The organism is Cellulomonas sp. EB106-03-03-XG116 (assembly GCF_058792015.1).
The window spans coordinates 97,959-123,886 of the sequence record NZ_JBYTEP010000005.1 but is presented as its reverse complement, the minus strand read 5'-3'; the positions used below and the strand labels follow the sequence as shown (position 1 = coordinate 123,886).

At 75.7% G+C, this 25,928-nt stretch carries 18 protein-coding genes and 2 tRNA genes; 7 read left to right on the top strand and 13 right to left on the bottom strand.

Going from position 1 to position 25,928, the window contains the following annotated elements; all coding sequences use genetic code 11:
* Nucleotides 1-86: 86 nt before the first annotated feature.
* Together AC3WUG_RS04005 and AC3WUG_RS04000 are read right to left on the bottom strand one after the other, a co-directional pair.
* On the bottom strand, nt 87-1,439 hold the full coding sequence (locus AC3WUG_RS04005) for a M1 family metallopeptidase (RefSeq protein ID WP_492326464.1): 1,353 nt from the start codon (nt 1,437-1,439) through the stop codon (nt 87-89).
* Nucleotides 1,436-5,347, bottom strand: coding sequence for a Pls/PosA family non-ribosomal peptide synthetase (locus AC3WUG_RS04000; RefSeq protein WP_492326463.1), 3,912 nt, complete (start codon nt 5,345-5,347; stop codon nt 1,436-1,438). The genes AC3WUG_RS04005 and AC3WUG_RS04000 overlap by 4 nt, the downstream gene beginning before the upstream one ends.
* Nucleotides 5,348-5,526: 179 nt before the next feature.
* Between AC3WUG_RS04000 and valS the strand changes: the two genes are divergently transcribed.
* The 5 genes from valS (at nt 5,527) to AC3WUG_RS03975 (ending at nt 12,872) form a co-directional block, all read left to right on the top strand.
* Nucleotides 5,527-8,235 (top strand): valine--tRNA ligase, encoded by a 2,709-nt coding sequence (valS, locus tag AC3WUG_RS03995; protein ID WP_492326462.1) that lies wholly within the window; start codon nt 5,527-5,529, stop codon nt 8,233-8,235.
* 191 nt (nt 8,236-8,426) lie between these two features.
* Entirely contained in the window at nt 8,427-9,251 is an 825-nt protein-coding gene (locus AC3WUG_RS03990; protein ID WP_492326461.1) for a transporter substrate-binding domain-containing protein, read from the top strand.
* 1 nt (nt 9,252) lies between these two features.
* Entirely contained in the window at nt 9,253-10,095 is an 843-nt protein-coding gene (locus AC3WUG_RS03985; RefSeq protein ID WP_492326460.1) for an amino acid ABC transporter permease, read from the top strand.
* Nucleotides 10,092-10,877: an amino acid ABC transporter ATP-binding protein gene (locus tag AC3WUG_RS03980; RefSeq protein ID WP_492326459.1), complete on the top strand. Its 786-nt coding sequence runs from the start codon at nt 10,092-10,094 to the stop codon at nt 10,875-10,877. Before AC3WUG_RS03985 ends, AC3WUG_RS03980 begins: the two co-directional genes overlap by 4 nt.
* Before the next feature lie 180 nt (nt 10,878-11,057).
* Nucleotides 11,058-12,872 (top strand): AMP-dependent synthetase/ligase, encoded by a 1,815-nt coding sequence (locus AC3WUG_RS03975; RefSeq protein ID WP_492326458.1) that lies wholly within the window; start codon nt 11,058-11,060, stop codon nt 12,870-12,872.
* Between the two features lie 91 nt (nt 12,873-12,963).
* Here the strand turns inward: AC3WUG_RS03975 and AC3WUG_RS03970 are convergent, their stop codons facing one another.
* From AC3WUG_RS03970 to AC3WUG_RS03935, 8 genes are all read right to left on the bottom strand, one after another.
* Nucleotides 12,964-14,166, bottom strand: coding sequence for a baeRF2 domain-containing protein (locus AC3WUG_RS03970; RefSeq protein ID WP_492326457.1), 1,203 nt, complete (start codon nt 14,164-14,166; stop codon nt 12,964-12,966).
* 164 nt (nt 14,167-14,330) lie between these two features.
* On the bottom strand, nt 14,331-14,696 hold the full coding sequence (locus tag AC3WUG_RS03965; protein ID WP_492326456.1) for a chorismate mutase: 366 nt from the start codon (nt 14,694-14,696) through the stop codon (nt 14,331-14,333).
* 31 nt (nt 14,697-14,727) lie between these two features.
* On the bottom strand, nt 14,728-16,014 hold the full coding sequence (gene clpX / locus AC3WUG_RS03960; protein WP_147796220.1) for an ATP-dependent Clp protease ATP-binding subunit ClpX: 1,287 nt from the start codon (nt 16,012-16,014) through the stop codon (nt 14,728-14,730).
* 256 nt (nt 16,015-16,270) lie between these two features.
* Nucleotides 16,271-16,981 carry an ATP-dependent Clp protease proteolytic subunit gene (locus AC3WUG_RS03955; RefSeq protein ID WP_203667823.1) on the bottom strand — a complete coding sequence of 237 codons (711 nt, stop codon included), beginning with the start codon at nt 16,979-16,981 and terminating at the stop codon, nt 16,271-16,273.
* Between the two features lie 41 nt (nt 16,982-17,022).
* Nucleotides 17,023-17,643: an ATP-dependent Clp protease proteolytic subunit gene (locus AC3WUG_RS03950; RefSeq protein ID WP_147796218.1), complete on the bottom strand. Its 621-nt coding sequence runs from the start codon at nt 17,641-17,643 to the stop codon at nt 17,023-17,025.
* Between the two features lie 179 nt (nt 17,644-17,822).
* Nucleotides 17,823-19,214, bottom strand: a complete 1,392-nt coding sequence (gene tig / locus AC3WUG_RS03945) for a trigger factor (protein ID WP_492326455.1) — start codon at nt 19,212-19,214, stop codon at nt 17,823-17,825.
* A 185-nt stretch (nt 19,215-19,399) separates the two neighbouring features.
* Nucleotides 19,400-19,837 (bottom strand): DoxX family protein, encoded by a 438-nt coding sequence (locus AC3WUG_RS03940; RefSeq protein WP_492326454.1) that lies wholly within the window; start codon nt 19,835-19,837, stop codon nt 19,400-19,402.
* A gap of 129 nt (nt 19,838-19,966) precedes the next feature.
* Entirely contained in the window at nt 19,967-22,447 is a 2,481-nt protein-coding gene (locus tag AC3WUG_RS03935; protein ID WP_492326453.1) for an RCC1 domain-containing protein, read from the bottom strand.
* Nucleotides 22,448-22,614: 167 nt separating this feature from the next.
* On the opposite strand from AC3WUG_RS03935, the gene AC3WUG_RS03930 reads away from it, so the two are divergent.
* Nucleotides 22,615-23,367, top strand: coding sequence for an ABC transporter permease (locus AC3WUG_RS03930; RefSeq protein ID WP_492326452.1), 753 nt, complete (start codon nt 22,615-22,617; stop codon nt 23,365-23,367).
* Nucleotides 23,368-23,410: 43 nt separating this feature from the next.
* Here the strand turns inward: AC3WUG_RS03930 and AC3WUG_RS03925 are convergent, their stop codons facing one another.
* Nucleotides 23,411-24,337, bottom strand: a complete 927-nt coding sequence (locus AC3WUG_RS03925; protein ID WP_492326451.1) for a phosphotransferase family protein — start codon at nt 24,335-24,337, stop codon at nt 23,411-23,413.
* A 14-nt stretch (nt 24,338-24,351) separates the two neighbouring features.
* Nucleotides 24,352-24,428, bottom strand: a tRNA-Pro gene (locus AC3WUG_RS03920).
* Nucleotides 24,429-24,555: 127 nt separating this feature from the next.
* On the opposite strand from AC3WUG_RS03920, the gene AC3WUG_RS03915 reads away from it, so the two are divergent.
* A tRNA-Gly gene (locus AC3WUG_RS03915) sits at nt 24,556-24,626 on the top strand.
* Here the strand turns inward: AC3WUG_RS03915 and AC3WUG_RS03910 are convergent.
* Nucleotides 24,598-25,860 (bottom strand): TIGR03862 family flavoprotein, encoded by a 1,263-nt coding sequence (locus tag AC3WUG_RS03910; RefSeq protein ID WP_492326450.1) that lies wholly within the window; start codon nt 25,858-25,860, stop codon nt 24,598-24,600. The genes AC3WUG_RS03915 and AC3WUG_RS03910 overlap by 29 nt on opposite strands.
* Nucleotides 25,861-25,928 lie beyond the last annotated feature (68 nt).

The window sequence follows — 25,928 nt, the reverse complement described above, 5'->3', positions numbered from 1 at the left end:
CGCCGAGGTCGAGCGTTTTCGCCGAGGTCGAGCGGTTCAGCGGGCGCGTCGCGGGCGAACGCTCGACCTCGGCGTCCGGGGGCGCGTCAGCGCCCCCGCGGCAGCGCCGGGAGCGGCGCCGCGCCCACCCACGCGCCCAGCAGCGCGCCCGGGTCCACCCCTGCCACGTCCGCGACGCACGCCGCGAAGGCCGCCGTCGTCACCGTGGCGTGCCGGTGCCGGGTCGTCCACGCCCGCAGCACGTCGAAGAACGCCCCGTCGCCGAGGTCGGTCCGCAGGGCGTGCAGCGTGAGGGCGCCGCGCTTGTACAGCCGGTCGTCGAACATGAGGTCGGGGCCGGGGTCGCCGATCACCAGGTCCTGCGGCAGCCCGGCGAGCCGCTGCCGGACGGTGCGGGCCTGCGCGTCGGCGGACCGCCCGCCGGACTCCTCCTCCCACAGCCACTCCGCGTACGCGGCGAACCCCTCGTGCAGCCAGATGTCCCGCCAGGTCGCGGCGGTGAGGCTGTTGCCGAACCACTGGTGCGCGAGCTCGTGCGCGACCAGCCGCTCGGTCCCGCGGCGGCCGTCGACGTGGTTGGCGCCGAACACCGACAGGCCGTGCGCCTCGAGCGGGATCTCCAGCGGGTCGTCGGTGACGACGACGTCGTACCGGTCGAACGGGTACGGCCCGAACCGGTCGACGAACAGCGCCATCATCTCGGGCTGCCGGGCGAAGTCGTGCGCCTGAGCGGCCCGCAGCCGCGGCGGGGCGACGACGTCCTGCGGGACGGGACCGCCGGCGAGCGCGGTCCGCTCGTACCGCCCGATCTGCACGGTCGCGAGGTAGGGCGCGGTGGGCTCGCGCTGCTCGAACTCCCAGCGGACCCGGCTCGACCGCTGGCGGCGCGAGACGAGAGAGCCGTTGCAGACGACCTCGTAGCCGACCTCGGTGGTGACGGCGATCCGGAACGCCGCCTTGGCGCACGGCCGGTCGTCGCACGGGAACCAGGACGGCGCGCCGTCGGGCTGGCCGGCGACGATGACGCCGTCGGTCAGCTCCTCCCAGCCGACCTCGCCCCAGGGGCCGCGGCGGGGACCGGGGCTGCCGCCGTAGTGCACCTCGACGGTGACCGGCGCGCCGGCGGCGACGGGCCGCGCGAGCCGGACCTCGAGGCGCCCGTCGCGCACGGCGAACCGCCCGGGGCGGCGCCCGTCGACCAGGACCCGGGACACCTGCAGCCCCACCAGGTCGAGGGCCAGCCGGTCGAGGTCGGCCGCGGCGGTGGCGTGCACGACGGCGCGCGCGTCGAGCCGGTTGGTGGCGACGCGGTAGTCCAGGTCGAGCTCGTAGCGGGCGACGTCGAGCCCGCCGGGGCCGCGGTCGGGCAGGTACGGGTCGGCGCCCTCCGCCGCGGCCGTCGCCCGGCCGGCCCCCGGACCCCACGGACCCCCCGTCACGCCGTCACCGGCGCGACCGGGTTGCCGGTCCAGCGGCTGCCCGCCGGGATGGACTCGCCGCGCAGCACGAGCGACGCGGGGCCCACGGAGGCGCCCGCGCCGAGGCTCGCGGCGGGCAGGACCACGCCGTGCGGGCCGACGCTCGCGCCGTCGTCCAGGCGGACGGTGTCGATGCTCATCACCCGATCATGGAACAGATGCGTCTGGAGCACGCACCCGCGGTTCACCGTCGCCCCGTCGCCGAGGGTCACGAGGTCGGCCTCGGGCAGCCAGTACGTCTCGCACCAGACCCCGCGGCCGATCCGGGAGCCGAGCGCCCGCAGCCACAGGTTCATCGCCGGCGAGCCGACCGTCGCCGGGCCCAGCCACGGCACCGCGACGACCTCGAGGAAGGCGTCAGCGAGCTCGTTGCGCCAGATGAACCCGCTCCACAGCGGGTGCTCCCCGGCCCGGATCCGGCCGACCAGCGCCCACTTCGCGACGACGGCCACGGCGCACGCCAGGACCGCGGCGCCCACGACGACCACCGGGGACAGCAGCGCCGCCGCGCCCAGGCCGCGCGCGTGCGCCACCTCGCCGAGCACGAGCAGCACCGCGACGCCGATGCCGAACGCCACGACCACCGCGAGCAGCCGGCACGCCTCGACGAGCGCCCGGGCGACCCGAAGCCGCACCGGCGGGTCGAACGTGCGGGAGGTGTCGGCGTCGCCCGGCGTCCGGCGCAGCGGCTCGGGCGGGGAGCCGAGCCACGACGTGCCGGGCTTGGCCCGCTCCGGCGCGCCCGACAGCACCGCGACGAGCCCGCGCTTGGGCACCGCCCGGCCGGGCGCGATCATCCCGGAGTTGCCGAGGAAGGCGTACTTGCCGACCTTCGCCCGCTCGACGCGCAGCCAGCCGCGGCCGAGCTCGTAGGAGCCGATCAGGGTGTCGTCGGCGAGGAACGACCCGGCGCCGACCGAGGTGAGCGCCGGCAGCATGAGCACGGTCGACGCCTCGACGTCCCGGCCGACCCGCGCGCCGAGCGCCCGCAGCCACAGCGGCGTCAGGGTGCTCGCGTACAGCGGGTACAGCGTGCTGCGGGCGTCGTCCATCAGCCGCTGGGTGGCCCAGACCTGCCAGCCGACCCGGCTGCGCACCGGGTGGTGGCCCTCGGCGACCCCGATCCCGAGCAGCCGGACGCCCCCGAGCGTCACCAGCGCGAGCACCGCGAACGACGCCAGCGCCGCGAGCGGCACGGCCCGCAGCGCGTCGTACCACGCCCCGCCCCACGACCCCGCGTCGCGCACGCCCGCGGCGACCACCAGGAGACCGACCGTCGCGGCGACGACCGGCAGCGCCGCGAGCGCCGCGGCCGTGGCCCCGTACACGCCGACCCACCGGCGCCCGCGCGGCGCCCGGCCCGCGGGCCACGACTCGGCGGCCGGACCGACGAACGCCGCCGGCGACCCCGCCCACAGCTCGCCCGGCGCGACGCCGGACAGCACCGCGGAGCCGGCGGCGACCTGCGCGCCCTGCCCGATGCGGACGCCCGGGGCGAGCGTGCTCCGGGTGCCGACGGTCGCGCGCTTGTCGATCCGCACCCGCCCGACGTGCAGCACGTCGCCGTCCAGCCAGTGCCCGCGCAGGTCGACCTCGGGCTCGACGGCGCACCGGTCGCCGAGCGTGAGCAGGCCGGTGACCGGCGGGGCGGTGTGCAGGTCGACGTCGGCGCCGACCTTCGCGCCCAGCGCCCGCGCGTACACGGCGGTCCACGGCGCGCAGGACAGGTTCTCGGCGCCCGCGGCGGCGGCCCAGCTCTCGGCGAACCACAGCCGCAGGTGCACCGACCCGCCGCGCGGGTACCGCCCGGGCCGCATCCCGCGCAGCAGCGTCCGCGCGACCAGGACGGTCGAGCCCATCCGGCCCAGCGGGCTGATGAGCACGAGCCAGCCCAGGGCGAGCCACCACCAGGACCCGGGCACCGGCTCCAGCCAGGGCACCGCCCCGGTGACGGCGAGCAGCTGCTCGGCCGCCAGGAGCCAGGTCAGCCAGCGCAGCCCGACGAGCGCCGCGAGCGGCACGCCCAGCAGGGCCTGGACGGCCTGCGCCCGCGCCGGCGTCGGCACCACGACCCGCTCCGAGGCCGGCGCCGCGGGCTCGAGCTCGTCCAGCCGGCGGGCGAGGTCCGCGAGCCGGGGGTACTCGTAGACGTCGGCGACGGTCACGGTGCCGAACCGCTCGCGCAGCGCGGAGACCAGCTGCGCGGCGACCAGGCTGCCGCCGCCGGCCGCGAAGAAGTCGTCGTCGGGCCCCGACACCGGCGCGCCGAGCGCGGCCGTCCACCGCTCGGCGACCCAGGCGGCGGTCGGCGACAGCCCCACGGGCGCGGCCCCGGGGTCGCCTGCCCCTGCGCCGCCGGGCGACCCCGCCCCGGCCCCCGGCAGCGGCCACGGCAGCGCGTCCCGGTCGACCTTGCCCGACCCGCGGGTCGGCAGCGCGTCGACCACCGCGAGCAGCGGCACCAGCGCCGCGGGCAGCACCTCCCGGAGCCGGGCCCGCGCGTCGCCGAGGTCGAGCGTCACCCCCTCGGCCGGCACGAGGTACCCGGCGAGCACCGCGGTCCCCGCCGGGGTCCGGCGCACGGCGACGGCGGCGCCCGCGACGTCCGGGAGCGCGCCCAGGGCCGCCTCGACCTCGCCGAGCTCGATCCGCCGCCCGCCGATCTTGACCTGGTCGTCCGCCCGCCCGACGAACAGCAGCCCGGCGCGGTCGAGCCGGACGACGTCGCCGCTGCGGTACGCCCGCTCCCAGCCCAGGCCCGGCGCGGGCGCGTACATCGAGGCGTCCTTGACGGGGTCGAGGTACCGCGCCAGGCCGACCCCGCCGATGAGCAGCTCGCCCGTCTCGCCCTCGGCGACCGGGGTGCCGTCCTCGCCGACGACCGCGAGGTCCCAGCCGTCCAGCGCCAGCCCGATCCGCACCGGCCCCTCGCCGGTCAGCCGCGCCGCGCACGCCACGACCGTCGCCTCGGTCGGCCCGTAGGTGTTCCACACCTCCCGCGCCGGGGTGGCCAGCCGCGCCGCGAGCTCGGGCGGGCACGCCTCGCCGCCGAAGATCAGCAGCCGCACGCCGGCCAGCTCCTCGGGCCGCCACAGCCCGGCGAGGGTCGGCACCGTCGAGATGACCGTGATCCCCTGCGCGACCAGCCACGGGCCGAGGTCCATCCCGGTGCGGACCAGCGCGCGCGGCGCGGGCACCAGGCAGGCGCCGTGCGCCCAGGCCAGCCACATCTCCTCGCAGGACGCGTCGAACGCCACGGACAGCCCCGCGAGCACCCGGTCCCCGGGCCCGAGCGGCGCGTCGGCCAGGAACAGCCGCGCCTCGGCGTCGACGAACGCGGCCGCCGACCGGTGCGTGACGGCCACGCCCTTCGGGGCGCCGGTCGACCCGGAGGTGAAGATGATCCAGGCGTCGTCGCCGAGCCCGGGGCCGCGCACGACCGCACCCGCACCCGCACGTGCCCCGCGCCGCCGCCCCGCGGCCACCAGCGCGCGCAGGTCGCCCTCGGCGAGCACCCGGTCGACCGCGGCCTCGGCGAACACGGTGCGCGCCCGCTCGTCGGGGTCGTCGACGTCCACCGGCACGTACGCCGCGCCCGCGGCCAGCACCGCGAGGATCGCCGTGTACAGCTCGGCGGTGCCGGACGGCACCCGCACGCCGACCCGCGACCCGGGCCCGATCCCCTCGGCCACCAGCGCCGCCGCGGCGGCCCGCACCACCGCGTCCAGCTTCGCGTACGTCAGCACCGTGCTGCCGTCGTCGACCGCCGGGGCGTCGCCGTGCGCCGCGACCGTCGCCGCCAGCACGTCCGCCAGGGTCCGCGGCGCAGGCGCCAGCCCCGACCGCAGCAGCCCGTCCGGTTCGCCCACGTGTTCCTCCCGCCCGTCGGCCGCACCACGTCCGGGCGGCCGACCGGCACTGTGACACAGGGTCCCCGGGCGGGTCGCGGCGGCCCGCCACCGTTCACCGGCGCGTCGCCCGGCGTTCGCGTCCCGGCCACACCCGGACGCGTCGGGGGAACCCCCGACATCTGGGAAGATGGGTGACCATGACCGACCTGTCCCCCGCCGCCACGCCCGCCGCACCCCCGACGACCGCCGCCGCGGCCGTACGCGCGGTGCGCGAGGTACCGGACCGGGTGTCGCTCGACGGCGTCGAGGACCGCTGGGACGGCGCGTGGACCGAGCAGGGCACGTACGCGTTCGACCGGTCGAAGACCCGCGAGCAGGTGTACTCCATCGACACCCCGCCGCCCACCGTCTCCGGCTCGCTGCACGTGGGCCACGTGTTCTCCTACACGCACACCGACGTCGTCGCCCGGTACCGCCGCATGCGCGGGGCCGAGGTGTTCTACCCGATGGGCTGGGACGACAACGGCCTGCCGACCGAGCGCCGCGTGCAGAACTACTTCGGCGTGCGCTGCGACCCGTCGCTGCCGTACGACGAGGGCTTCGAGCCGCCGCACGTCGGCGGCGAGGGCAAGAGCGTCAAGGCCGCCGACCAGGTGCCGATCAGCCGTCGGAACTTCGTCGAGCTCTGCGAGCGGCTGACCGTCGAGGACGAGCAGCAGTTCGAGGCGCTGTGGCGCCGGCTCGGCCTGTCGGTCGACTGGTCGCGGACGTACCAGACGATCTCCGGCGAGGCCCGCGCCGTCGCCCAGCAGGCGTTCCTGCGCAACCTCGCCCGCGGCGAGGCGTACCAGGCCGAGGCGCCGGGCCTGTGGGACGTGACGTTCCAGACCGCCGTGGCGCAGGCCGAGCTCGAGGCCCGCGACTACCCGGGCGCGTTCCACAAGGTCGCGTTCCACCGCGACGGCGCCGACCCGGTGTACATCGAGACCACCCGCCCGGAGCTGCTGCCGGCCGTGGTCGCGCTCATCGCGCACCCCGACGACGAGCGCTACCAGCACCTGTTCGGCACGACGGTCACCAGCCCGCTGTTCGGCGTCGAGGTCCCCGTGCTGGCGCACCCGGCCGCCGAGCCGGACAAGGGCGCGGGCATCGCGATGTGCTGCACCTTCGGCGACCTGACCGACGTGCAGTGGTGGCGCGAGCTGCAGCTGCCGACCCGCTCGGTGATCGGCCGCGACGGCCGCCTGGTCCGGGACACCCCGGACTGGATCACCGACGGGGCCGGCCGCGCCCTCTACGGCGAGCTCGCCGGCAAGACCACGTTCTCGGCGCGCGAGGCGGTCGTGGCCGGCCTGCGCGAGTCGGGCGACCTGGACGGCGAGCCGCAGGCGACCCAGCGCAAGGCGAACTTCTTCGAGAAGGGCGACAAGCCGCTCGAGATCGTCACCTCGCGCCAGTGGTACATCCGCAACGGCGGCCGCGACGAGGACCTGCGGGCGCAGCTCCTCGCCCGCGGCACCGAGCTCGGCTTCCACCCCGACTTCATGCGGGTCCGCTACGAGAACTGGGTCGGCGGCCTGAACGGCGACTGGCTCGTGTCCCGCCAGCGGTTCTTCGGCGTGCCGTTCCCCGTCTGGTACCCCGTGTCGGCCGAGGGCGAGGTCGACCACGACCACCCGATCCTCCCCACCGAGGACCAGCTCCCCATCGACCCGTCGTCCGACGTGCCCGCCGGCTACACGGCCGAGCAGCGCGGCGTCCCGGGCGGCTTCGTGGGCGACCCCGACATCATGGACACCTGGGCGACGTCGTCGCTGTCCCCGCAGATCGCGGGCGGCTGGCGCACCGACCCCGACCTGTTCGCGCGGGTGTTCCCGATGGACCTGCGCCCCCAGGGGCAGGACATCATCCGCACCTGGCTGTTCTCGACGGTCGTCCGCTCGCACCTGGAGCACGGCAGCCTGCCGTGGAAGGACGCGGCGATCTCCGGCTGGATCCTGGACCCCGACCGCAAGAAGATGTCGAAGTCCAAGGGCAACGTCGTCACGCCGATGGGCCTGCTCGAGGAGCACGGCTCCGACGCGGTCCGCTACTGGGCGGCCTCGGCCCGACTCGGCACCGACGCGGCGTTCGAGGTCGGCCAGATGAAGATCGGCCGCCGCCTGGCGATCAAGGTGCTCAACGCGTCGAAGTTCGCGCTCGGGTTCGGCTCCGCCGAGCAGGGCGCCGCGGCGCTCGACCCGGCCCTGGTCACCGTGCCGCTGGACCGCGCGATGCTCGCCGGCCTGGCCGACGTGGTGGACCGCGCGACGGCGGCGCTCGAGGCGTACGACCACACCCGCGCCCTCGAGCTGACCGAGACGTTCTTCTGGACGTTCTGCGACGACTACCTCGAGCTGGTCAAGGACCGGGCGTACGGCGCCGGTGCGGCCGACGCGGACGTCACGGCCGAGACGGCGTCGGCGCGCGCCGCGCTGAACCTCGCGCTCGACGTGCTCCTGCGGCTGTTCGCCCCGGTGCTGCCGTTCGCGACCGAGGAGGTCTGGTCCTGGTGGCGCGAGGGCTCGGTGCACCGCGCGCCGTGGCCGGACGCGGAGCCGCTGCGGGCCGCCGCGGGCGACGGCGACTACGCCGTGGTGGCCGCGGCGGGCTCGGCCCTGGCCGCGCTGCGCAAGCTCAAGTCCGAGGCGAAGGTGTCGATGCGCACCGAGATCCTGCGGGCCCGACTCGAGGTGCCGGCGGCGCTGCTCGCCGGCGTGCAGGTGGCGCTGGGCGACGTCCGCGCCGCGGGCCGGGCCACGGGCGAGCTGGACGTCGTCGAGGTGCCGGACGCCCCGGACGCGACGGTCGTGGCCCGGGACGCCGAGCTGCTCCCGCCGGAGCCGAAGCAGAAGCCCACGGCCTGACGGCGCGCGCACGACGAGGGCGCACCCCCCCCCCGCGCGGGGGGGTGCGCCCTCGTGGCGTCTGGGGCCGCCGTGCGGGTGCGCGCCGGCGTGGCAGTCTGGGACCCTCGTCCCCACCGGGACTGGTTATGCATACGTATCGTCGCGAATGTATAGTCTTGCGGCCGGTCTTCCCCCACCAGGAGTCACCCATGCGCACCCGCACCCTCGCCGCCCTGCCCGCCGCCGTCGCGGCGGCGCTGCTGCTCGCCTCCTGCGGCGGCAGCGGCGACGACGCCGCCTCGTCCGACGGCGGGGTCCAGCTCGTCACCGACGGCACCCTCACCGTCTGCACGAACCCGCCCTACGAGCCGTTCGAGTACGAGGAGGACGGCGAGGTCGTCGGCCTCGACATCGCGATCGTCAACGAGGTCGCCACCGACCTGGGCGTCACCCTCACCACCAAGGTGACCCCGTTCGAGGGCATCCAGTCCGGCGCGGACCTCAACACGAACAACTGCGACGTCGTCGCCTCGGGCATCACCATCACCCCGGAGCGCCAGCAGAAGATCGACTTCTCCGACCCGTACTTCGACGCCGACCAGGGCCTGCTGGTCCCGGAGGGCTCGGACCTCGACAGCGTCGAGGCGCTCGAGGGCAGGACGATCGGCGTGCAGCAGGCGACGACCGGCGAGACCTGGGCCACCGACAACGGCCTGCAGACCGTGCAGTTCGAGGACCTCGGCCTGCAGATCCAGGCGCTCAAGACCGGCCAGGTCGACGCGGTCGTCAACGACATCGCGGTGCTCGGCCCGTACGTCTCCGAGGGCTTCGAGGTCAGCGCGAACTTCTCGACCGGCGAGCAGTACGGCCTCGGCGTGAAGCAGGGCAACACCGCGCTGCTCGACCAGATCAACGCGACCCTGGAGCGGATCCGCGAGGACGGCACCTACGACGACCTCTACACCCAGTACATCGGCACCGCGCCGATGAGCTCGGAGACCGCCTCGGCGTCGCCGAGCCCGTCGGACGGCTGACGTGACGACCACGTCCACGCCGGCGCCCGGGACGCTGCCTGCGTCCCGGCGCCGGTGGAGCCCGCGCCGGCGCGCGCGGGTCTTCCGGCTCGCCCAGTACGCGCTGCTCGTGGTCGTCCTGGTGGCGGTCGCGCTCGCGATCGACTGGCAGAACGTCGGCACCAACTTCTTCAACACCGACGCGATCGCGGCGATCGCCCCGCAGCTGCCGCGGGCGTTCCTCAACACGATCACCTACACGGCGGCCGGGTTCGCGGTCGGGCTGTCGCTCGGCACGGCCCTGGCGCTCATGCGGATGTCGTCGGTCGCGCTGTACCGGTGGATCGCGATCGTCTACATCGAGTTCTTCCGCGGCATCCCCGCGCTGCTGGTCGTGATCTCGTTCGGCTACGCGGTGCCGATCGCGTTCGGCGTGAACATCCCGTCGGTCACGACGAAGGCCGCGCTCGCGCTCGGCCTGGTGTCCGCCGCGTACATCGCGGAGACGCTGCGCGCGGGCCTGCAGGCCGTCCCGAAGGGGCAGGTCGAGGCGGCGCGGTCGCTCGGCATGTCGCACGGGCGCACGCTGCGCCAGGTCGTCGTGCCGCAGGCGTTCCGGATCGTGCTGCCGCCGATGACGAACGAGCTCATCCTGCTGACCAAGGACACCTCGCTGGTGTTCCTGCTCGGTCTGGCCGTCAGCCAGTACGACCTCACCAAGATCGGCCGCGACGCGCTCAACAGCGCCCAGGGCGGCCTGACGCCGCTGTTCCTCATCGGCGCCTGCTACCTGCTCATCACGCTCCCCCTGGGCCAGCTCGCGCGGTACCTCGAGAAGCGCACCGGCGCGAGGAGCCGCACATGACCGCCACCTCCCCCGCCGGGACCCCCGGCGCGCCCGTCGTCCGGATCGCCGGACTGCGCAAGTCGTTCGGCGAGCGCGAGGTGCTCACCGGCATCGACCTCGACGTGCACGCCGGCGAGGTGGTCTGCGTCATCGGCCCGTCCGGCTCCGGCAAGTCGACGCTGCTGCGCTGCGTGAACCTGCTGGAGGAGCCGACCGGCGGCGCCGTCGAGGTGCTCGGCGTCGACGTGACCGACCCGGACGTCGACATCGACCAGGTCCGGACCCACGTCGGCATGGTGTTCCAGCAGTTCAACCTGTTCGCGCACAAGACCGTGCTGGAGAACTGCACGATGGCCCAGCGGGGCGTGCTCAAGCGCTCCGCGGCGGAGGCGGACCGGATCGCCCGCGCCAACCTCGAGCGCGTCGGCCTGGCGGACCGCGCGGACGCGCACCCGGCGCAGCTGTCCGGCGGGCAGCAGCAGCGGGTCGCGATCGCCCGGGCGCTGTCGATGGACCCGCAGCTCATGCTGTTCGACGAGCCGACCTCGGCCCTCGACCCGGAGCTCGTCGGCGACGTCCTCGGCGTCATGCGGGACCTGGCCGACGGCGGCATGACGATGATCGTGGTGACGCACGAGATGGCGTTCGCGCGCGACGTCGGCGACCGCGTGGTGTTCATGGACGGCGGCGTCATCGTCGAGGACGGCCCCGCGGACCAGGTCATCGGGGCGCCGCGGGAGGCGCGCACGCGGACGTTCCTGCAGCGGGTGCTCGACCCGACGCACACCGACGTGGCCTGACGGCCCGCGCCGCGCACGACCCCGACCGGGTCGTCGGGATCCCACGATCCCGGCGGCCCGGTCTTGTCGTCCCGGGTCCCGGGTGGGTGCGCAGGCGGCCGATAGCATGGCGCGAACGGTCGACGCCGCTCGTCAGCGCGGTGCGGCCCCGGCCCCCCGACCCCCGCACCAGGAGCACCGATGCGCGAGTTCAGCGCCGACACGCCCGCCCCGCACGACCCCGCGCTCAACGTGCCCGGCCTGCTGCTGCGGCGCCTGGCGCGCGGCGCGTCGAGCGTGATCTTCGAGCGCTCGACCGGACTCGGCGGCTCCTGGGCGCCGGTGACGGTCGCCGAGTTCGTCCGCGAGGTGACCGCGCTCGCCAAGGGCCTGGTCGCGCAGGGGCTCGAGCCGGGCGACCGCGTCGCGATCATGTCCCGCACCCGCTACGAGTGGACGCTCACCGACTTCGCGGTGTGGTTCGCCGGCGGCGTCGGTGTGCCGGTCTACGAGACGTCCTCGGCCGAGCAGGTCGAGTGGATCCTGTCGAACTCCGGCGCCTCGCTCGTGGTCGTCGAGACCGCCGCGCACGCCGCGGTCGTCGGCCAGGTGCGCGAGGCGGTCCCCGCGGTCCGCGAGGTCGTGGTGATCGACGAGGGCGGGCTCGCCGGCCTGGTCGCCGACGGCGCGGGCGTCGAGGACGCGGAGATCGAGCGCCGCCGGTCCCTGGCCACCGCCGCGGACCTCGCGACGATCATCTACACCTCCGGCACGACCGGCCGGCCCAAGGGCGTCGAGCTGAGCCACGGGAACTTCGTCGACAACGCCCGCAACGGCGTCGCGGCGCTGGCCGAGGTGTGCGCGACCCCGGGCTCCCGGACGCTGCTGTTCATGCCGCTCGCGCACGTGTTCGCGCGGTTCATCCAGATGGTCGCGATCGAGGCGGGCTCCCCGCTGGGCCACACCCCCGACACCCGGAACCTGCTCGCGGACTTCGCGTCGTTCCGGCCCACGTACATCCTCGCCGTGCCGCGGGTGTTCGAGAAGGTCTACAACTCCGCCGAGCAGAAGGCCGGCCACGGCGCGAAGCTCAAGCTGTTCCGCTGGGCCGCGAAGGTGTCGATCACCTACTCCCGCGCCCTCGACACGGCGTCCGGCCCGTCCGCGCAGCTCAAGGCCGCGCACGCCCTCGCCTCCTCGCTGGTGCTCCGCAAGCTCCGCGACGCGATGGGCGGCTCGCTCCGGTACGCGATCTCCGGCGGCGCCCCGCTGGGCGAGCGCCTGGGCCACTACTACCGCGGGCTGGGCCTCGTGGTGCTCGAGGGCTACGGCCTGACCGAGACCACCGCGCCGTCCGCCGTGAACCGCCCCGGCCTCATCAAGATCGGCACCGTCGGCCCGGCGTACCCGGGCACCTCGCTGCGGGTCGACGACGACGGCAACGTGTTCGCCAAGGGCCCGCACGTGTTCCGCGGCTACCACGACAACGCCGCGGCGACCGCCGAGGTGCTGGACGCCGACGGCTGGTTCGCGACCGGCGACATCGGCACCCTGGACGACGACGGCTACCTGCGGCTCACCGGCCGCGCCAAGGAGCTCATCGTCACCGCGGGCGGCAAGAACGTCGCGCCGGCCGTGCTGGAGGACCGGTTCCGCGGCCACCCGCTGGTCAGCCAGGTCGTCGTCGTCGGCGACGGCCGCCCGTTCATCGGCGCGCTGGTCACCCTCGACGCCGACATGCTCCCCGGCTGGCTGTCCATGCACGGCCTGCCGCCGATGGACGTCCGCGCCGCCGGGAAGCACCCCGAGGTGCTCGCGGCCCTGGACCGCGCCGCCGCCCGCGCGAACGAGGCCGTGTCCCGCGCGGAGTCGATCCGCAAGGTGCGGGTGCTCGACGGCGACTTCACCGAGGCGAACGGCTACCTGACCCCCTCGCTCAAGGTGAAGCGCGCGCTGGTGCTCAAGGACTTCGCGGCCGACGTCGAGGAGCTCTACGTCGACACCCGGGAGCACTGACCGCACCCCCGCGCGCTGACAGTGGAAGGTTCTGACCGACACGCCGTGCGCGCGCCGGTCAGAACCTTCCACCGAGCGAGGGCCTCGCGGATCAGACCACGTCGTGCAGCCGGCGCTGGTCGGCCGACTGCGTCGGCACCGCCTCGCTGGGCGTCGACCCGTCCGTGTAGCGCAGCACCGCGCCCACCCCGTCGACCGCCTCGACCTGCCCGTCGAGCGCGATGGCGAGCCCGGCGTCCTGCCCGAGCGCGGCGCGCAGCAGCGCCACGTCGGCGGGCATCCTCCGGGCGCCCTCGGTGACGCCGATGCCGGCGAGGTCGTCCTCGCTGGACGCGATCTGCAGCGGGTCCGGGCCGACCCACAGCTGCCGGTCGCCGAGCGCCGAGCCCGGCAGCGTGACGTCCTCGTGCAGGACCAGCGCGCGGACCTGGCCGCGCTGCAGCACGGTCACCACGTCGTCGACGGAGGTCACCGCCGCTCCCCCGCGGCCGAGCTCCTCGCGGTAGCGCGCCAGCGTCTCCTCGCGCCGGCGCTGCCGGAACGCCTCGAGCGCCTCCGCCACCCGCTGGTGGAACACGTCCTGCTTGACGCCGTCGGCCCGGGAGCCGCCCGGGACCTCGACCAGGAGGTCCTTGGTCCGCGGCGCGACCGCGTGGCAGAGCAGCGACACGGCGCGCACGTCCCCGGTGACGAGCACGATCTCGGGCTTCTTCTCGACGACCTGCTTGTCGAGCTCGGCGGCGACGGTCTCCGCGTTGCGCTCCCAGGAGTCCTCGGCGCGCATCTGCACCCGCCGGGCCTTCCAGCCGTCGCCGCTCTCCTTGACCTTGCGGAGCTCGTCGTGGTCGCCCTCGACGGACTCCTTCTGCGCGGTGCGCAGGCCCGAGCCGTCCGACCAGGTGAGGTCCGCGCCCTGCCGGTCGACCTCGACCAGCAGGAACCGGGTGGCCTGGTCCGCGGCGCGCACCGCCGGCAGCAGCACCGGCACGTCGTCCAGGTGCGCGGTCGACTGCGCCGGCGCCTCCTTGAGCACGCGGTCCACGACGACGCCGTCGGCGTCCGCGATGACCACCCGCCCGTGCGGGCCGGCGACGCCGGTGGGCCGCGTGACCCGCTCCTCGATCTCGTCCAGCACGGCGGTGGCCGCCCCCGAGCGCTCGAGCTCCTTGCGCAGGGCGCGCCAGCGGCCCTCGACCTCCTCGTCGCCCGACGCGTCGGCGCGCGTGGCGTCGAGATGGATCGTGATGAACGGGGCGGGACGTCCGAGCAGGGGCTTGAGCCAGTGCAGTTCCACGAGCGACCTCCGAGGGTCCGGTTGCGTGGGTCGTGCCGGCGCAGCGTCGTCCGGGCCGCACCGACCGACCGGTCCTGACCCCTCCCACCCTCTGACAGCCGGTCGCGCGGCGCCACCCCGGAGGGCGGCGAGTTCCCGGCCGGGCGCCTCGTGGGCCGCGGCGGTCAGTCGGTGACCGGGTCGTCCGAGGCGGTCACCGGGGCGCGCTGGCCGTCCGGGCCCGCCGCGATCTCCTCGTGGTGCCGGATGACCTCCTCGACGATGAACGCGAGGAACTTCTCGGCGAACACCGGGTCGAGGTCGGCCTGGTGCGCGAGGTCCCGCAGCCGCGCGACCTGGCGCGCCTCGCGGCCCGGGTCGGACGCGGGCAGGCCCAGGCGGGCCTTCAGCACGCCGACCTGCTGGGTCGCCTTGAACCGCTCCGCGAGCAGGTGGATCAGGGCCGCGTCGATGTTGTCGATGCTGCCGCGCAGGCGGGCGAGCTCGGGCGGGAGCGCGGGGGTGCCGGCCGGGGTGCTGGGAGTCGTCACGCCCTCGATCGTAGGGGGCGGGCGGGACCGCTCAGGCGCTCTTCTCGCGGGGCGTGCGCTTGGCGGGCGCCTGCCGCGGGACGAGCGTCGGGTTGACGTTCTCCAGGACCACGCCGCGGTTCACGACGACGCGCTCCACGTCGTCGCGGCTCGGCACCTCGAACATCACCTGCTGGAGGACCTCCTCCATGATCGCCCGCAGGCCGCGCGCGCCGGTGCCCCGGAGCAGCGCCTGGTCGGCGATCGCCTCGACGGCGTCCTGCGTGAACTCGAGCTCGACGCCGTCGATCTCGAACATCCGCTGGTACTGCTTGACCAGGGCGTTGCGCGGCTCGGTGAGGATCCGGACGAGCGCCGACTGGTCCAGCGGCGAGACGGTGGTGATGACCGGGACGCGGCCGATGAACTCGGGGATCAGCCCGAACTTCAGCAGGTCCTCCGGCATGACGTCGCCGTAGACGTCCTTGTCGTCCGCGCTGTGCAGCGGGGCGCCGAACCCGATGCCCTTGCGGCCCGAGCGGCTGGTGATGATCTCGTCCAGCCCGGCGAACGCGCCGGCCACGATGAACAGCACGTTCGTCGTGTCGATCTGGATGAACTCCTGGTGCGGGTGCTTGCGGCCGCCCTGCGGGGGCACCGAGGCCGTCGTGCCCTCGATGATCTTGAGCAGGGCCTGCTGCACGCCCTCGCCGGAGACGTCGCGCGTGATCGACGGGTTCTCGCTCTTGCGGGCGATCTTGTCGATCTCGTCGATGTAGATGATCCCGGTCTCGGCCTTCTTCACGTCGAAGTCGGCGGCCTGGATGAGCTTGAGCAGGATGTTCTCGACGTCCTCGCCCACGTAGCCCGCCTCCGTGAGGGCCGTGGCGTCCGCGATCGCGAACGGGACGTTGAGCATCCGGGCGAGGGTCTGGGCGAGGTACGTCTTGCCGCAGCCGGTGGGGCCGATCAGCAGGATGTTCGACTTCGCGATCTCGACCGAGTCCTCGGCCTGCGCGGTGCCGACCGACGGGGTCGCCTCGCCCGCCTGGATCCGCTTGTAGTGGTTGTAGACCGCCACCGCGAGCGACCGCTTGGCGGGCTCCTGGCCGACGATGTACTGCTCGAGGAACCCGAAGATCTCCTTCGGCTTGGGCAGCTCGACCATCCCGATCTCGGTGGCCTCCGCCCGCTCCTCCTCCATGATCTCGTTGCAGAGCTCGATGCACTCGTCGCAGATGTAGACGCCCGGACCCGCGATGAGCTTCTTCACCTGCTTCTGCGACTTCCCGCAGAACGAGCACTTGAGAAGGTCCGCGCCGTCCCCGATGCGAGCCACGTGCGTCCCCTTCCCTCGGTGCGACCGGTCGGTCGCGAGTCACTGCGCTCCCGGGCGGACCGGCCACGGCCGACCGCCCATCGGTCCATTGCACACCACGGCGGGCCCGGTGTCAGCCCGCCACGCACCGGGCGCCGGGCGTGTCGGCCGGGTTCGCCCGTCCGGCGGTGGTCGCGCGCCCCGTCGCAGCCGCCCGGGGGCGGTCACGACGGGGCGCGCGGGGTGCCGCGGGGGCCTCAGCGGCCCCCGGGCTCCGTCACGGCTCGACGCGGGTGGCGATCGCGCCCTTGCGGCTCTCGAGCACCTGGTCGACGATCCCGTACTCGTGCGCCTGCTTGGCGGTGAGGATCTTGTCGCGCTCGATGTCCTGGCGGACCTTGTCCAGCGGCTGGCCGGTGTGGTGCGCGATGGTCTCCTCGAGCCACTCGCGCATCCGGATCAGCTCGTTGGCGTGGATCTCGATGTCCGACGCCTGGGCGTAGCCGCCGCCCTCCATCGCGGGCTGGTGGATCAGCACGCGGGCGTTCGGCAGCGCCAGGCGCTTGCCCGGGGTGCCGGCGGCCAGGAGGACCGCGGCGGCCGAGGCCGCCTGGCCGAGGCACACCGTCTGGATCTGCGGCTTGATGTACTGCATCGTGTCGTAGATCGCGGTCAGCGCGGTGAACGAGCCACCGGGCGAGTTGATGTACAGCGTGATGATGCCGTCGGGGTCGGTCGACTCCAGGACCAGCAGCTGGGCCATGATGTCGTCCGCGGAGGCGTCGTCCACCTGCACGCCGAGGAAGATGATCCGGTCCTCGAACAGCTTGGTGTACGGGTCCTGCCGCTTGAAGCCGTAGGCGGTGCGCTCCTCGAACTGGGGCAGCACGTAGCGGGACGACGGCGAGGTCGCGACGGACCCGGCGGTGCCGCCCCAGCCGCCGGCGAGGCGCCCGGCGCGGGCGATGAACTGCGACTCGGTGCTCACGAGTTCTCCTTACGAGGTCTGTTCTGGTCGGCGGGGGTCGGTCAGGCCGCGGTGCCGCCGCCGCCGGTGACGGCGCCGGCGTGGGTGACGACCTTGTCGACGAACCCGTACTCGAGGGCCTCGGGGGCGGTGAACCAGCGGTCGCGGTCCGAGTCCGCCGTGATCTGCTCGACCGACTTGCCGGTCTGCTCGGCGATCAGCTCCGCGAGCACCGTCTTCATGTGCAGGATCAGCTGGGCGTTGATGCGCACGTCGGTCGCCGTGCCGCCGATGCCGCCGGACGGCTGGTGCATCATCACGCGGGCGTGCGGGGTGGCGTAGCGCTTGCCCTTGGCGCCCGAGGAGAGCAGGAACTGCCCCATCGAGGCCGCCATGCCCATGGCCACCGTGGCGACGTCGGGCTGGATGTACTGCATGGTGTCGTAGATCGCCATGCCCGCGGTGATCGAGCCGCCGGGCGAGTTGATGTACAGGAAGATGTCCTTGTCCGGGTCCTCCGCCGCGAGCAGCATCATCTGGGCGCAGATGGCGTTCGCGTTCTCGTCCCGGACCTCCGACCCCAGCCAGATGATCCGCTCCTTGAGGAGCCGGTTGTAGATGGAGTCGTTGAGGCCGAGTCCCCCGGACTCTGCCCGGGCGATGGCCGGCGTCTGGTCGTTCACGAACGCTCCCTCGATCAGGACTGGTTGCTTGTCAGCGACCCTAACGCCCGGCCCGCCCGGCATCAGTCCCGGTCGGGCCCCGTTTCGCTGTCGGCGCAGGGGGTGCGCCCGCCCCCGGACGCGCGAGGGCCCCGCACCGTCGCCGGTGCGGGGCCCTCGCGTCGAGCGGGTGCCGGGGCTCAGGCCTTGGCGTCCTCGGCGGGCGCCTCGGTGGCCTCGGCCGCGTCCTCGTCGCCCTCGGCGGCCGCGGTGGCGGCGTCCTCGAGCGCGGTCTGCGCCGCGTCCTCCTCGTCCGTCCCGATGTACTCCGACAGGTCGACCGCCGCACCGGAGCCGTCGACGACGGCGACGTGCCGCAGCGCGACCGCGAGGGCCTTCGAGCGCGCGACCTCGGCGACCATCGCGGGGATCTGACCCTGCTGGTCGATGGTCTGGATGAACGTGTTCGGGTCCATGCCGTACTGGCGGGACGCGCTCACGAGGTAGTCGACGAGCTCGCCCTGGTTGACCTTGACCTCGAGGTTCTCGGCCAGGGTGTCCAGGAGGATCTGGTTGCGCAGCGCGGTCTGCGCCTGCTCCGTCACCTCGGCGCGGTGCACGTCGTCCTCCAGGCGGCCCTCGGACTCGAGGTGGCGGTGCACCTCGGCCTCGACGGCGCCGGCCGGGACCGGGATCTCGAGCTGCTCGAGCAGCTGCTCCAGGAGCAGGTCGCGGGCCTGGACGGCCTGGTTCTGCGCCTTGATCTTGGTGGCCTGCTCGCGCAGGTCCGCCAGCAGCTCGTCGACCGTGTCGAACTCCGACGCCATCTGCGCGAAGTCGTCGTCGGCCTCGGGCAGCTCGCGCTCCTTGACGGAGGACGCGGTGACGGTGACCTCGGCCTGCTCGCCGGCGTGGTCGCCGCCGACCAGCGTGGTCGAGAACGTCGTGGTCTCGCCGGCCGACAGGCCGGTCAGCGCCTCGTCCAGGCCCTCGAGCATGTTGCCCGAGCCGATCTGGTAGGAGACGCCGGAGACCGTGTCGACCTCCTCGCCGTCGATCTTGGCGACCAGGTCGATGACCGCGAAGTCCTTGTCGGCGGCCGGGCGGTCGACGCCGACCAGCGTGCCGAAGCGCTCGCGCAGGGTGTCCAGGCGGCCCTGGACGTCCTCGTCGGTGATCTCCGAGTCGTCCACGGTCACGGACAGGCCGTCGAGCGACGGGATCTCGATCTCCGGGCGGACCTCGACCTCGGCGGTGAACACCAGGTCGCCGTCGGTCTCGCCGGGCACCAGGCCGGGGACCTTCGTGACGTCGACCTCGGGCTGGCCGAGCGGGCGCAGCTTGTTCTCGCGGACGGCCTCGGCGTAGAAGCCGGACAGGCCCTCGTTGACGGCGTGCTCCATGACCGCCGGGCGGCCGACGCGCTGGTCGATGATCCGCGGCGGGACCTTGCCCTTGCGGAAGCCGGGGATGTTCACCTGCTCGGCGATGTGCGAGTAGGCGTGATCGATGCTCGGCTTGAGCTCGTCGTACGGAACCTCGACGGTCAGCCTGACCTTGGTGGGCTCCAGGGTCTCGACGGCGCTCTTCACTTCAGTGCTCTCCAACTGCTCGGATTCGTCTGCGCCGGGGTGCCCGGCGTGGGCGCTGGGGCGGGCCGGTCGGGCGGTTCCCCGCTCTACCCCGAGGGGCGGCACGCTTCGGCGCGCGCGGGCATGGCTCGCCGCACCGGCCCACGAAGCCTACGCCACCGCGCCGCGCCGCCGCCAAAGGGCGGTCAGCCCCGGCGGCGGTTCCGCCACTCGCGCCACGCGCCCGTCGACCACAAAGACCACGCGACCAGCGCGCCCTGGCCGGGGAGCCTGGCGAGCCGCTTGGCGTCGGTGTCGAGCCCGAAGGCGTCCGTGTGCGTGAGGTACTGCGACACGTTGCCCGGGAAGATCGCGACGAAGAACGCGGCCGCGGCCCACCCGACCGTCGTGCGGTGCCGCGCGGGCGCGACGGCGAGCGCGGTGCCGAGCGCGATCTCGACGACCCCCGAGCCGAGGACGACGAGGTCCTCGTCCAGCGGCACCCACGGCGGGACCTGCGCCCGGAACTCCTCGCGCGCGAACGTGAGGTGGCTGGTGCCGGCGAACGCGAGCACCGCCCCGAGGCCGATCCGGCCCACCGTCCGCGCGAGGCCGCCGCCCGGCCGCCTCTGCTGCTCCGCCATGTCCGCTCCCTGGGTAGACGAGTTCGTCTACCCATCGAAGCACAGGTGCGGGGGCGGCCGCACCCGTTGTCGCGCGGGCGCCGGCGCGGGCGCCGCGCCGGGCCGTCGGCCCGGGCGCGACCGGCGCGATCAGCCCGCGGGGTCGACGCGCCGACGGGCGGAGGCCCGCCCTCGCCCGGACCAGACGACCAGCGCTGCGCCCACCGCCCCGGCTGCACCGGCGAGGGCGGCCGCCGCCAGCACCGCCGTCCCCGTCGCGGCGAGGCCGGCGGACGGCCGCGTGGCGCGCGCGCCGGGGTCGCCGGCCGTCGCGGCCGTGGTCCGCGGCCCGGGCACCGGCCCGGGCGCCGAGCCGGGTGCGGAGCCGGGTGCGGAGCCGGGTCCGGCCCCGGGGACGGAGCCCGGCGCCGTCACCGCGACGTCGCCCGTCAGGACGCCGGACACCTCGCCCCGGAGCACCAGCGGCAGCGATCCGCCGGGCGGGACCTCGGCCGCCGTGGCGGTGACCGCGACGGACCCCTCGGCGTCGGCCGGCACCGTCCCGAGGTCGGCCCCCCCGAGCGTCACGCCGACGAGCTCGCCCGGCTGGAACCCGGCGGCGCCCAGGGACCCGGCGCGGCCCGCGACGAGGGCCGCGGCGGTGATCCCGGGCAGCCCGACGCGCCAGCGCACCGCGGTCGACGCGTTGCCGGCGGCGTCCTCGGCCTCGATGTCCAGGCGGTCCCCCGGCGCCGCCGCCGGCGTCAGGGCGAGCGACCACGTGCCGTCCGCGGCGGCCGTCGCCGTGCCGGCGAGCGCACCGTCCGCGTGCCGGACGCGCAGGAGGGCTCCCGGCTCGGCGGTCCCGGTGAGCGCGCGGCCGTCCGTCGGGCGCAGGACCGGCGCGGCGGGAGCGACGGCGTCCACCGTGACCGGCGCGCCCGGCCCGGCGACCCCGCGCACGGCGGCGACGGCCGTGAGGACCTCGCCGTGGAACGCTGCCGGGGCGAGGTCGACGACGACGGCCCCGTCGGGGCCGGCCACCGCCGACCCGAGGTCGGCGCCGCCGGCGTCCCGCACGGTCACGGTGCTGCCGGGCGCCGCCCGCGCGGTCAGCCGGGCGGCGGACGCGACGACGTCCCGGGGGGCGGCGGGCGGGTCGACGTAGGTGAACGGGGCGTCGAGCTCGAGGTCCGGGCCGGCGGTCACCCCGTCGCGCAGGACCGTGGCGAGCCGGACCGTGACGGGCCCGGCGGCCTGCGCCGGGGCGGTCGCGCGGACGTGACGGTCGTCGACGACCGTCACGTCCGTCCCCGCCACGGCGCCGAACGACACGGCGGCCACCCCGAGCGGCGGCCGGACGCGTGTCGGCACCGCGCTGTCCGCGCCGGTGCCGTCGGACGTCGCCCCGGCGGTGCCCGACCCCCAGGTCCACAGCGTGCCGTCGTCGAGCACCACCTCGGTGTGCTCGCCCTCCGACGCCAGGGCACGCGCCGGCCCGGGCAGCGGCACGCGCGCGGGTGCGGACGCGAGCGGGCGGGCCGGGTCGCCCAGGGCCGCGCCGCTCCCCCAGCTCCACACCTCGCCGTCGGTGGTCCGGACCACGGTCGCGGTGGCCGACAGCGCGGCCTGCGCGACGCGCGCGTCCGCCAGGCCCGGCACCTGCTGCGGCACCGCCGCCACCCCGCCGAGCGCCCCGTCCCCCAGCTGACCCCACCCACCGGAGCCCCACACCCAGAGCGTGCCGTCCTCGGCGACGGCCGCCGAGTGGTCGGCGCCGGCGCCCACCGCGACGATCCGCCGCGCACCCCAGCCGGTCACCTGGACCGGGGTCGACGAGGACGTCCTCGCGCCGTCACCGAGCTGGCCGAGCTCACCGCGGCCCCAGGCCCAGACCGTGCCGTCCTCCCGGAGCGCGAGCCCGTGCGCGGTCCCCGCGGCGACCGCGACGGACCGGGGCGTGTCGGCGAGCCCCCCGACCCGCACCGGCAGCGAGACCCCGACCTGGGCCGGCCAGCCCAGCTGGGCCTCGTCGTTGGCTCCCCAGGCCCACGTCCGCCCGTCCTCGGTGACGGCGAGGCTGAACTCCGCACCGGCGGCCACGGAGACCACGGGGACGTCGACGAGGAGCACCTGCCCCGGCACGTCGCGCCCGGCGCCGGAGCCGTGGCCCAGCTGGCCCGAGGACCCGTCGCCCCACGACCACAGGCTCCCGTCACCGGCCACCGCCAGGGTGTGCCGCTGACCGCCGGCGACCTGCGTGACCCCGCCCGGCAGACCACCGACGGGGACGCGGGTCGCCCGGTCGGCCGACGCGCCGTCGCCGAGCTGCCCGGCCGCCCCGCTGCCCGCCGCCCACAGCCGCCCGTCCGACGTGACCGCGAACGACGACGAGGCGCCGGCCCAGACGTCCGCGTACGTCGACCCGGGGACCTCGAGCTCGACCACCGCGCCCCCGGCGGTCGACCCCGCGTCCGGGCTCGGCGGCGCCGCGGCCGCCGACACCGGCACCCCGACCGCGAGCGCCACCGCGGCCACCGCCACCAGGCGCCGCGCGAACCCGGGCCGCGCGGGGCGGCGCCCGACCCGTCCGGGCGCGGCGGCGGGCGGCACGGTGCGGGCGGGCGGCATGCACGCGTCCTTCGGGTCGGGGGTCCCGCAGGGCACGGGTGGACGTCGCGGACGGTACTCGACGGGCGCGGGGGCACGGAAGACGGTTCCCTCCGGCGGCCCACACGGGGCCGCCGGCGGACGCGGTACGGTCAGACGGTGCCCGCCGCCCCCGCCCGCCGCGCCGCGTGACCGGCGGCTCCGCCCTGCGGACGGGTCTCGCGCTGGTCGCCCTGCTCGCCGTGTTCCTCGCGGTGACGACGGCCGCCCGGGTGCCGGTCCGCCGGGAGACCGTCGTGGCGGTGCTGCGGGGTGCCGTGCAGCTCGTCGCCGTCGCGGTCGTCATCGCGTGGGTGTTCCGGCATCCCGCCGCAGCGGGCCTCTACCTGGCGGTCATGGTGGCGGTGGCGGCCTGGACCGCGACCCGGCGCGTCGGCCTCGGCCCGCGCACGCTCGGCGCGGTCGGGCTCGCGGTGCTGGCGGGGGCGACCACCGCCGTCGTCCCCGTCGTCGCGAGCGGCGCGCTCGCGCTCGGCGCGCCCACGCTCGTGCCGTTCGGCGCGCAGATGATCGGCGGCGCGATGGCGGCCGCCTCCGTGACCGGCCTGCGGCTCCGGGACGACCTGCGCACCGAGTGGGACGTCGTCGAGGGCTGGCTCGCGCTCGGCGCGACGGGTCGGCAGGCGGTCGCGGGCCACGCGCGGCGCGCGGTGGCGCGGGCGCTGGTGCCCGGGATCGACCAGACCCGCAGCGCCGGGCTGGTGACGCTGCCGGGGGCGTTCGTCGGGCTGCTGCTCGGCGGGGCGAGCCCGGCGGTGGCGGCGCAGGTGCAGGTGCTGGTGCTCGTCGGGCTCCTGGCGGCGCAGGCGGTGTCGGGGGTCCTGACCTCGACGCAGCTCGCGGGGCGGCTGGGGGCGGCGCGCCCGGCGGCGGTGGTCTGAGGCCCCGAGAGACGCGGCCCGGGCCGGTCGAGCCGCGCCGGCGTCAGACCCGGGCGCGCAGCAGCCCGTCGAGCCGATCCACCGACTCCCGCCACCGGGACGGTCGGTCGACCGCGACCCACACCCGCTCGGCGAGCAGGTGCAGCACCTCGTGCACCCCGAGGCGCGCCGTCTCGTCCGTGGTGAGGCCGCGGTACCCGTCGAGCAGCGCCCCGGCGTCCCCCGGCACGTGCTGCCGCACGTGCACCAGCGTCAGGGCCAGGTCGGCCACCGGGTCGTCCCACGCGGCCCGCTCCAGATCGACGATCCCGCTCACCCGCGCCGGGTCGCGGTCGTCCACCAGAACGTTCCCGTCGACCAGGTCCCGGTGGCAGAGCACCGGGACGACATCGGCGTCGAGGGCGTCGCGCCGCTCCGCCAGCAGCGCGCGGACGCCCTCGCCCACCACGGTCGGCCCGCCGACCCGCCGGTAGGCCGCCACCAGCTCGTCGGCGCGGGCCGTCACCCGGTCCCCCGCACCGGCCCGGCGCGGTCCGGCCGCCGCGACGTCGCCGAAGGACTCCCCGGTGACGGTGTGCACCCGGCGGAGCACCGCGCCCACGGCCGCCGTGAGCGCCGTGGTGGCCGCCGCCCCGAGCGTCGACCGCCGGTCGGCCCAGCGCGCGCCGCCCAGCCGGGACATCAGGAGGTAGCCGGCGCCGCCCGCCGTGACCCCGCGAGCGTGCACGACGGGCACCGGCACGCCCGGCACGTCGCGCAGCAGGCCGAGCGCCGTGACCTCGGCGGGCAGCCGGTCGCGCACCCGGGGGCCGAGCACCTTGAGGACGTACCGCGTGCCGTCGTCGCCCGTTAGCCCGCGCACGTGGCCGACCGCGCCCTGGACCGACGGCGACCAGCCGTCCGCGCGGAGCCCGGGCACGTGGACGGCGAGGTCGGCCAGGACGGCGGGCAGCAGGTCCGCGTCCGGCACCGGGCCTCCTCGCGTGGTCGGGATGGCGGGATTCGAACCCACGACCTTCCGCTCCCAAAGCGGACGCGCTACCAACCTGCGCCACATCCCGTCGGGCCGGAGTCTAGTGGCGCCACGCGCACCCCCGGCGGCGGCGTGGGTGCCGTGCGGGCGCGCAGGTGCGGGTGGTGGTCGCGCGAGCCGGTACCCTGGTCCGGCGGCCCGCCCGGCGGGCCTGCGCGGATGTAGCTCAATGGTAGAGCCCCAGTCTTCCAAACTGGCTACGCGGGTTCGATTCCCGTCATCCGCTCCGAGCGCCCCGCGAGCCACCCGAGCATCCCCCGCGCCGCGGCGACCCCGGTGCTGAACGACGCCTGCAGCAGGTACCCCCCGGTGGGCGCCTCCCAGTCGAGCATCTCCCCCGCCACGAACGTGCCCGGCAGCGCCCGCAGCATGAGCTGCTCGTCGACCGCGGACCAGCGGATGCCGCCGGCGCTGGAGATCGCCCGGTCGATCGGCTGGGTGGCGGGCACCTCGACCGGCACCGCCTTGACCAGCGCGGCCACCGCGGCCGGGTCGTCCGGCACCGCGTTGCCGGTCGCCTCGCGCAGCAGCCCCACCGCCACCGGGTCGAGGCCGACGGAGCGCTGCAGCCAGGTCGACCGGGAGTCCTTGGGGCGCCGCCGCGCCAGCCGCTCGGCCAGCCGGTCCGCCGGGGTGTCCGGGCGCAGGTCGACCTCCAGCACGCAGCCGCCCGCGTCCAGCGCCGCGCGCACCGCGGCCCCGACCGCGTACAGCGGCCCGCCCTCCAGGCCGGTCCGGGTCACCATCGCGTCGCCGCGCACGGGCGCCCGGTCCTGACCGCGGACCGTCAGCGCGACGTGCTTGAGCGGCACGCCCTGGAACCGGTCCGCGAACGCCGGCGTCCAGCCGACGCGGACGCCCACGTTGGCCGCGCGCAGCGGCGCGGTCGCCACCCCGCGCGCCTCGAACGCCGGCACCCACGACCCGTCGGAGCCGAGCCGGGGCCAGGACGCGCCGCCGAGCGCGAACAGCACGACGTCGTGCTGCGCGGTCCGGCGCTCGCCGTCGACGGACCCGCCGACGCCCGCGAGCCGCAGGCCCGAACCGTCCTCGGCCCAGCCGTCCCAGCGCTGCCGCCGCTCGATCCGCACGCCCAGCGCGTCGAGCCGCGCGAGCCACGCCCGCACCAGCGGCGTCGCCCGGAACGACCGCGGGAACACGCGGCCGCTCGTGCCGACGAACGTCTCCTCGCCCAGGCCGGCGCACCAGGCGCGCAGGTCGTCGGCGGTGAAGGCGTCCACGAACGGGGCGAGTCGCCCGGCGGCGTCGCCGTACCGCGGCAGCATCCGGTCCCGGCCCTCGGAGTGCGTGATGTTGAGGCCGCCGTGGCCGGCCAGCAGGAACTTGCGGGTCGGGGAGGGCATCCGGTCGTAGACGGTGACCGCCACGCCGGCCCCGGCCAGCACCTCCGCGGCGATCAGCCCCGCCGGGCCGCCGCCGACCACTCCCGCCGTTCGCACCGGCCGACCGTAGCCCACCGCGCCGCCCAGCCCGGGCGCGGCCCGCCCGGCGCCCCGACCCCGCACCT

Bases quoted from the DNA above. Each gene is read 5' to 3' on its own strand.
- valS (WP_492326462.1), top strand. From the start codon at position 5,527: ATGACCGACCTGTCCCCCGCCGCCACGCCCGCCGCACCCCCGACGACC.
- AC3WUG_RS03990 (WP_492326461.1), top strand. From the start codon at position 8,427: ATGCGCACCCGCACCCTCGCCGCCCTGCCCGCCGCCGTCGCGGCGGCG.
- AC3WUG_RS03980 (WP_492326459.1), top strand. From the start codon at position 10,092: ATGACCGCCACCTCCCCCGCCGGGACCCCCGGCGCGCCCGTCGTCCGG.
- AC3WUG_RS03975 (WP_492326458.1), top strand. From the start codon at position 11,058: ATGCGCGAGTTCAGCGCCGACACGCCCGCCCCGCACGACCCCGCGCTC.
- AC3WUG_RS03940 (WP_492326454.1), bottom strand. From the start codon at position 19,837: ATGGCGGAGCAGCAGAGGCGGCCGGGCGGCGGCCTCGCGCGGACGGTG.
- AC3WUG_RS03935 (WP_492326453.1), bottom strand. From the start codon at position 22,447: ATGCCGCCCGCCCGCACCGTGCCGCCCGCCGCCGCGCCCGGACGGGTC.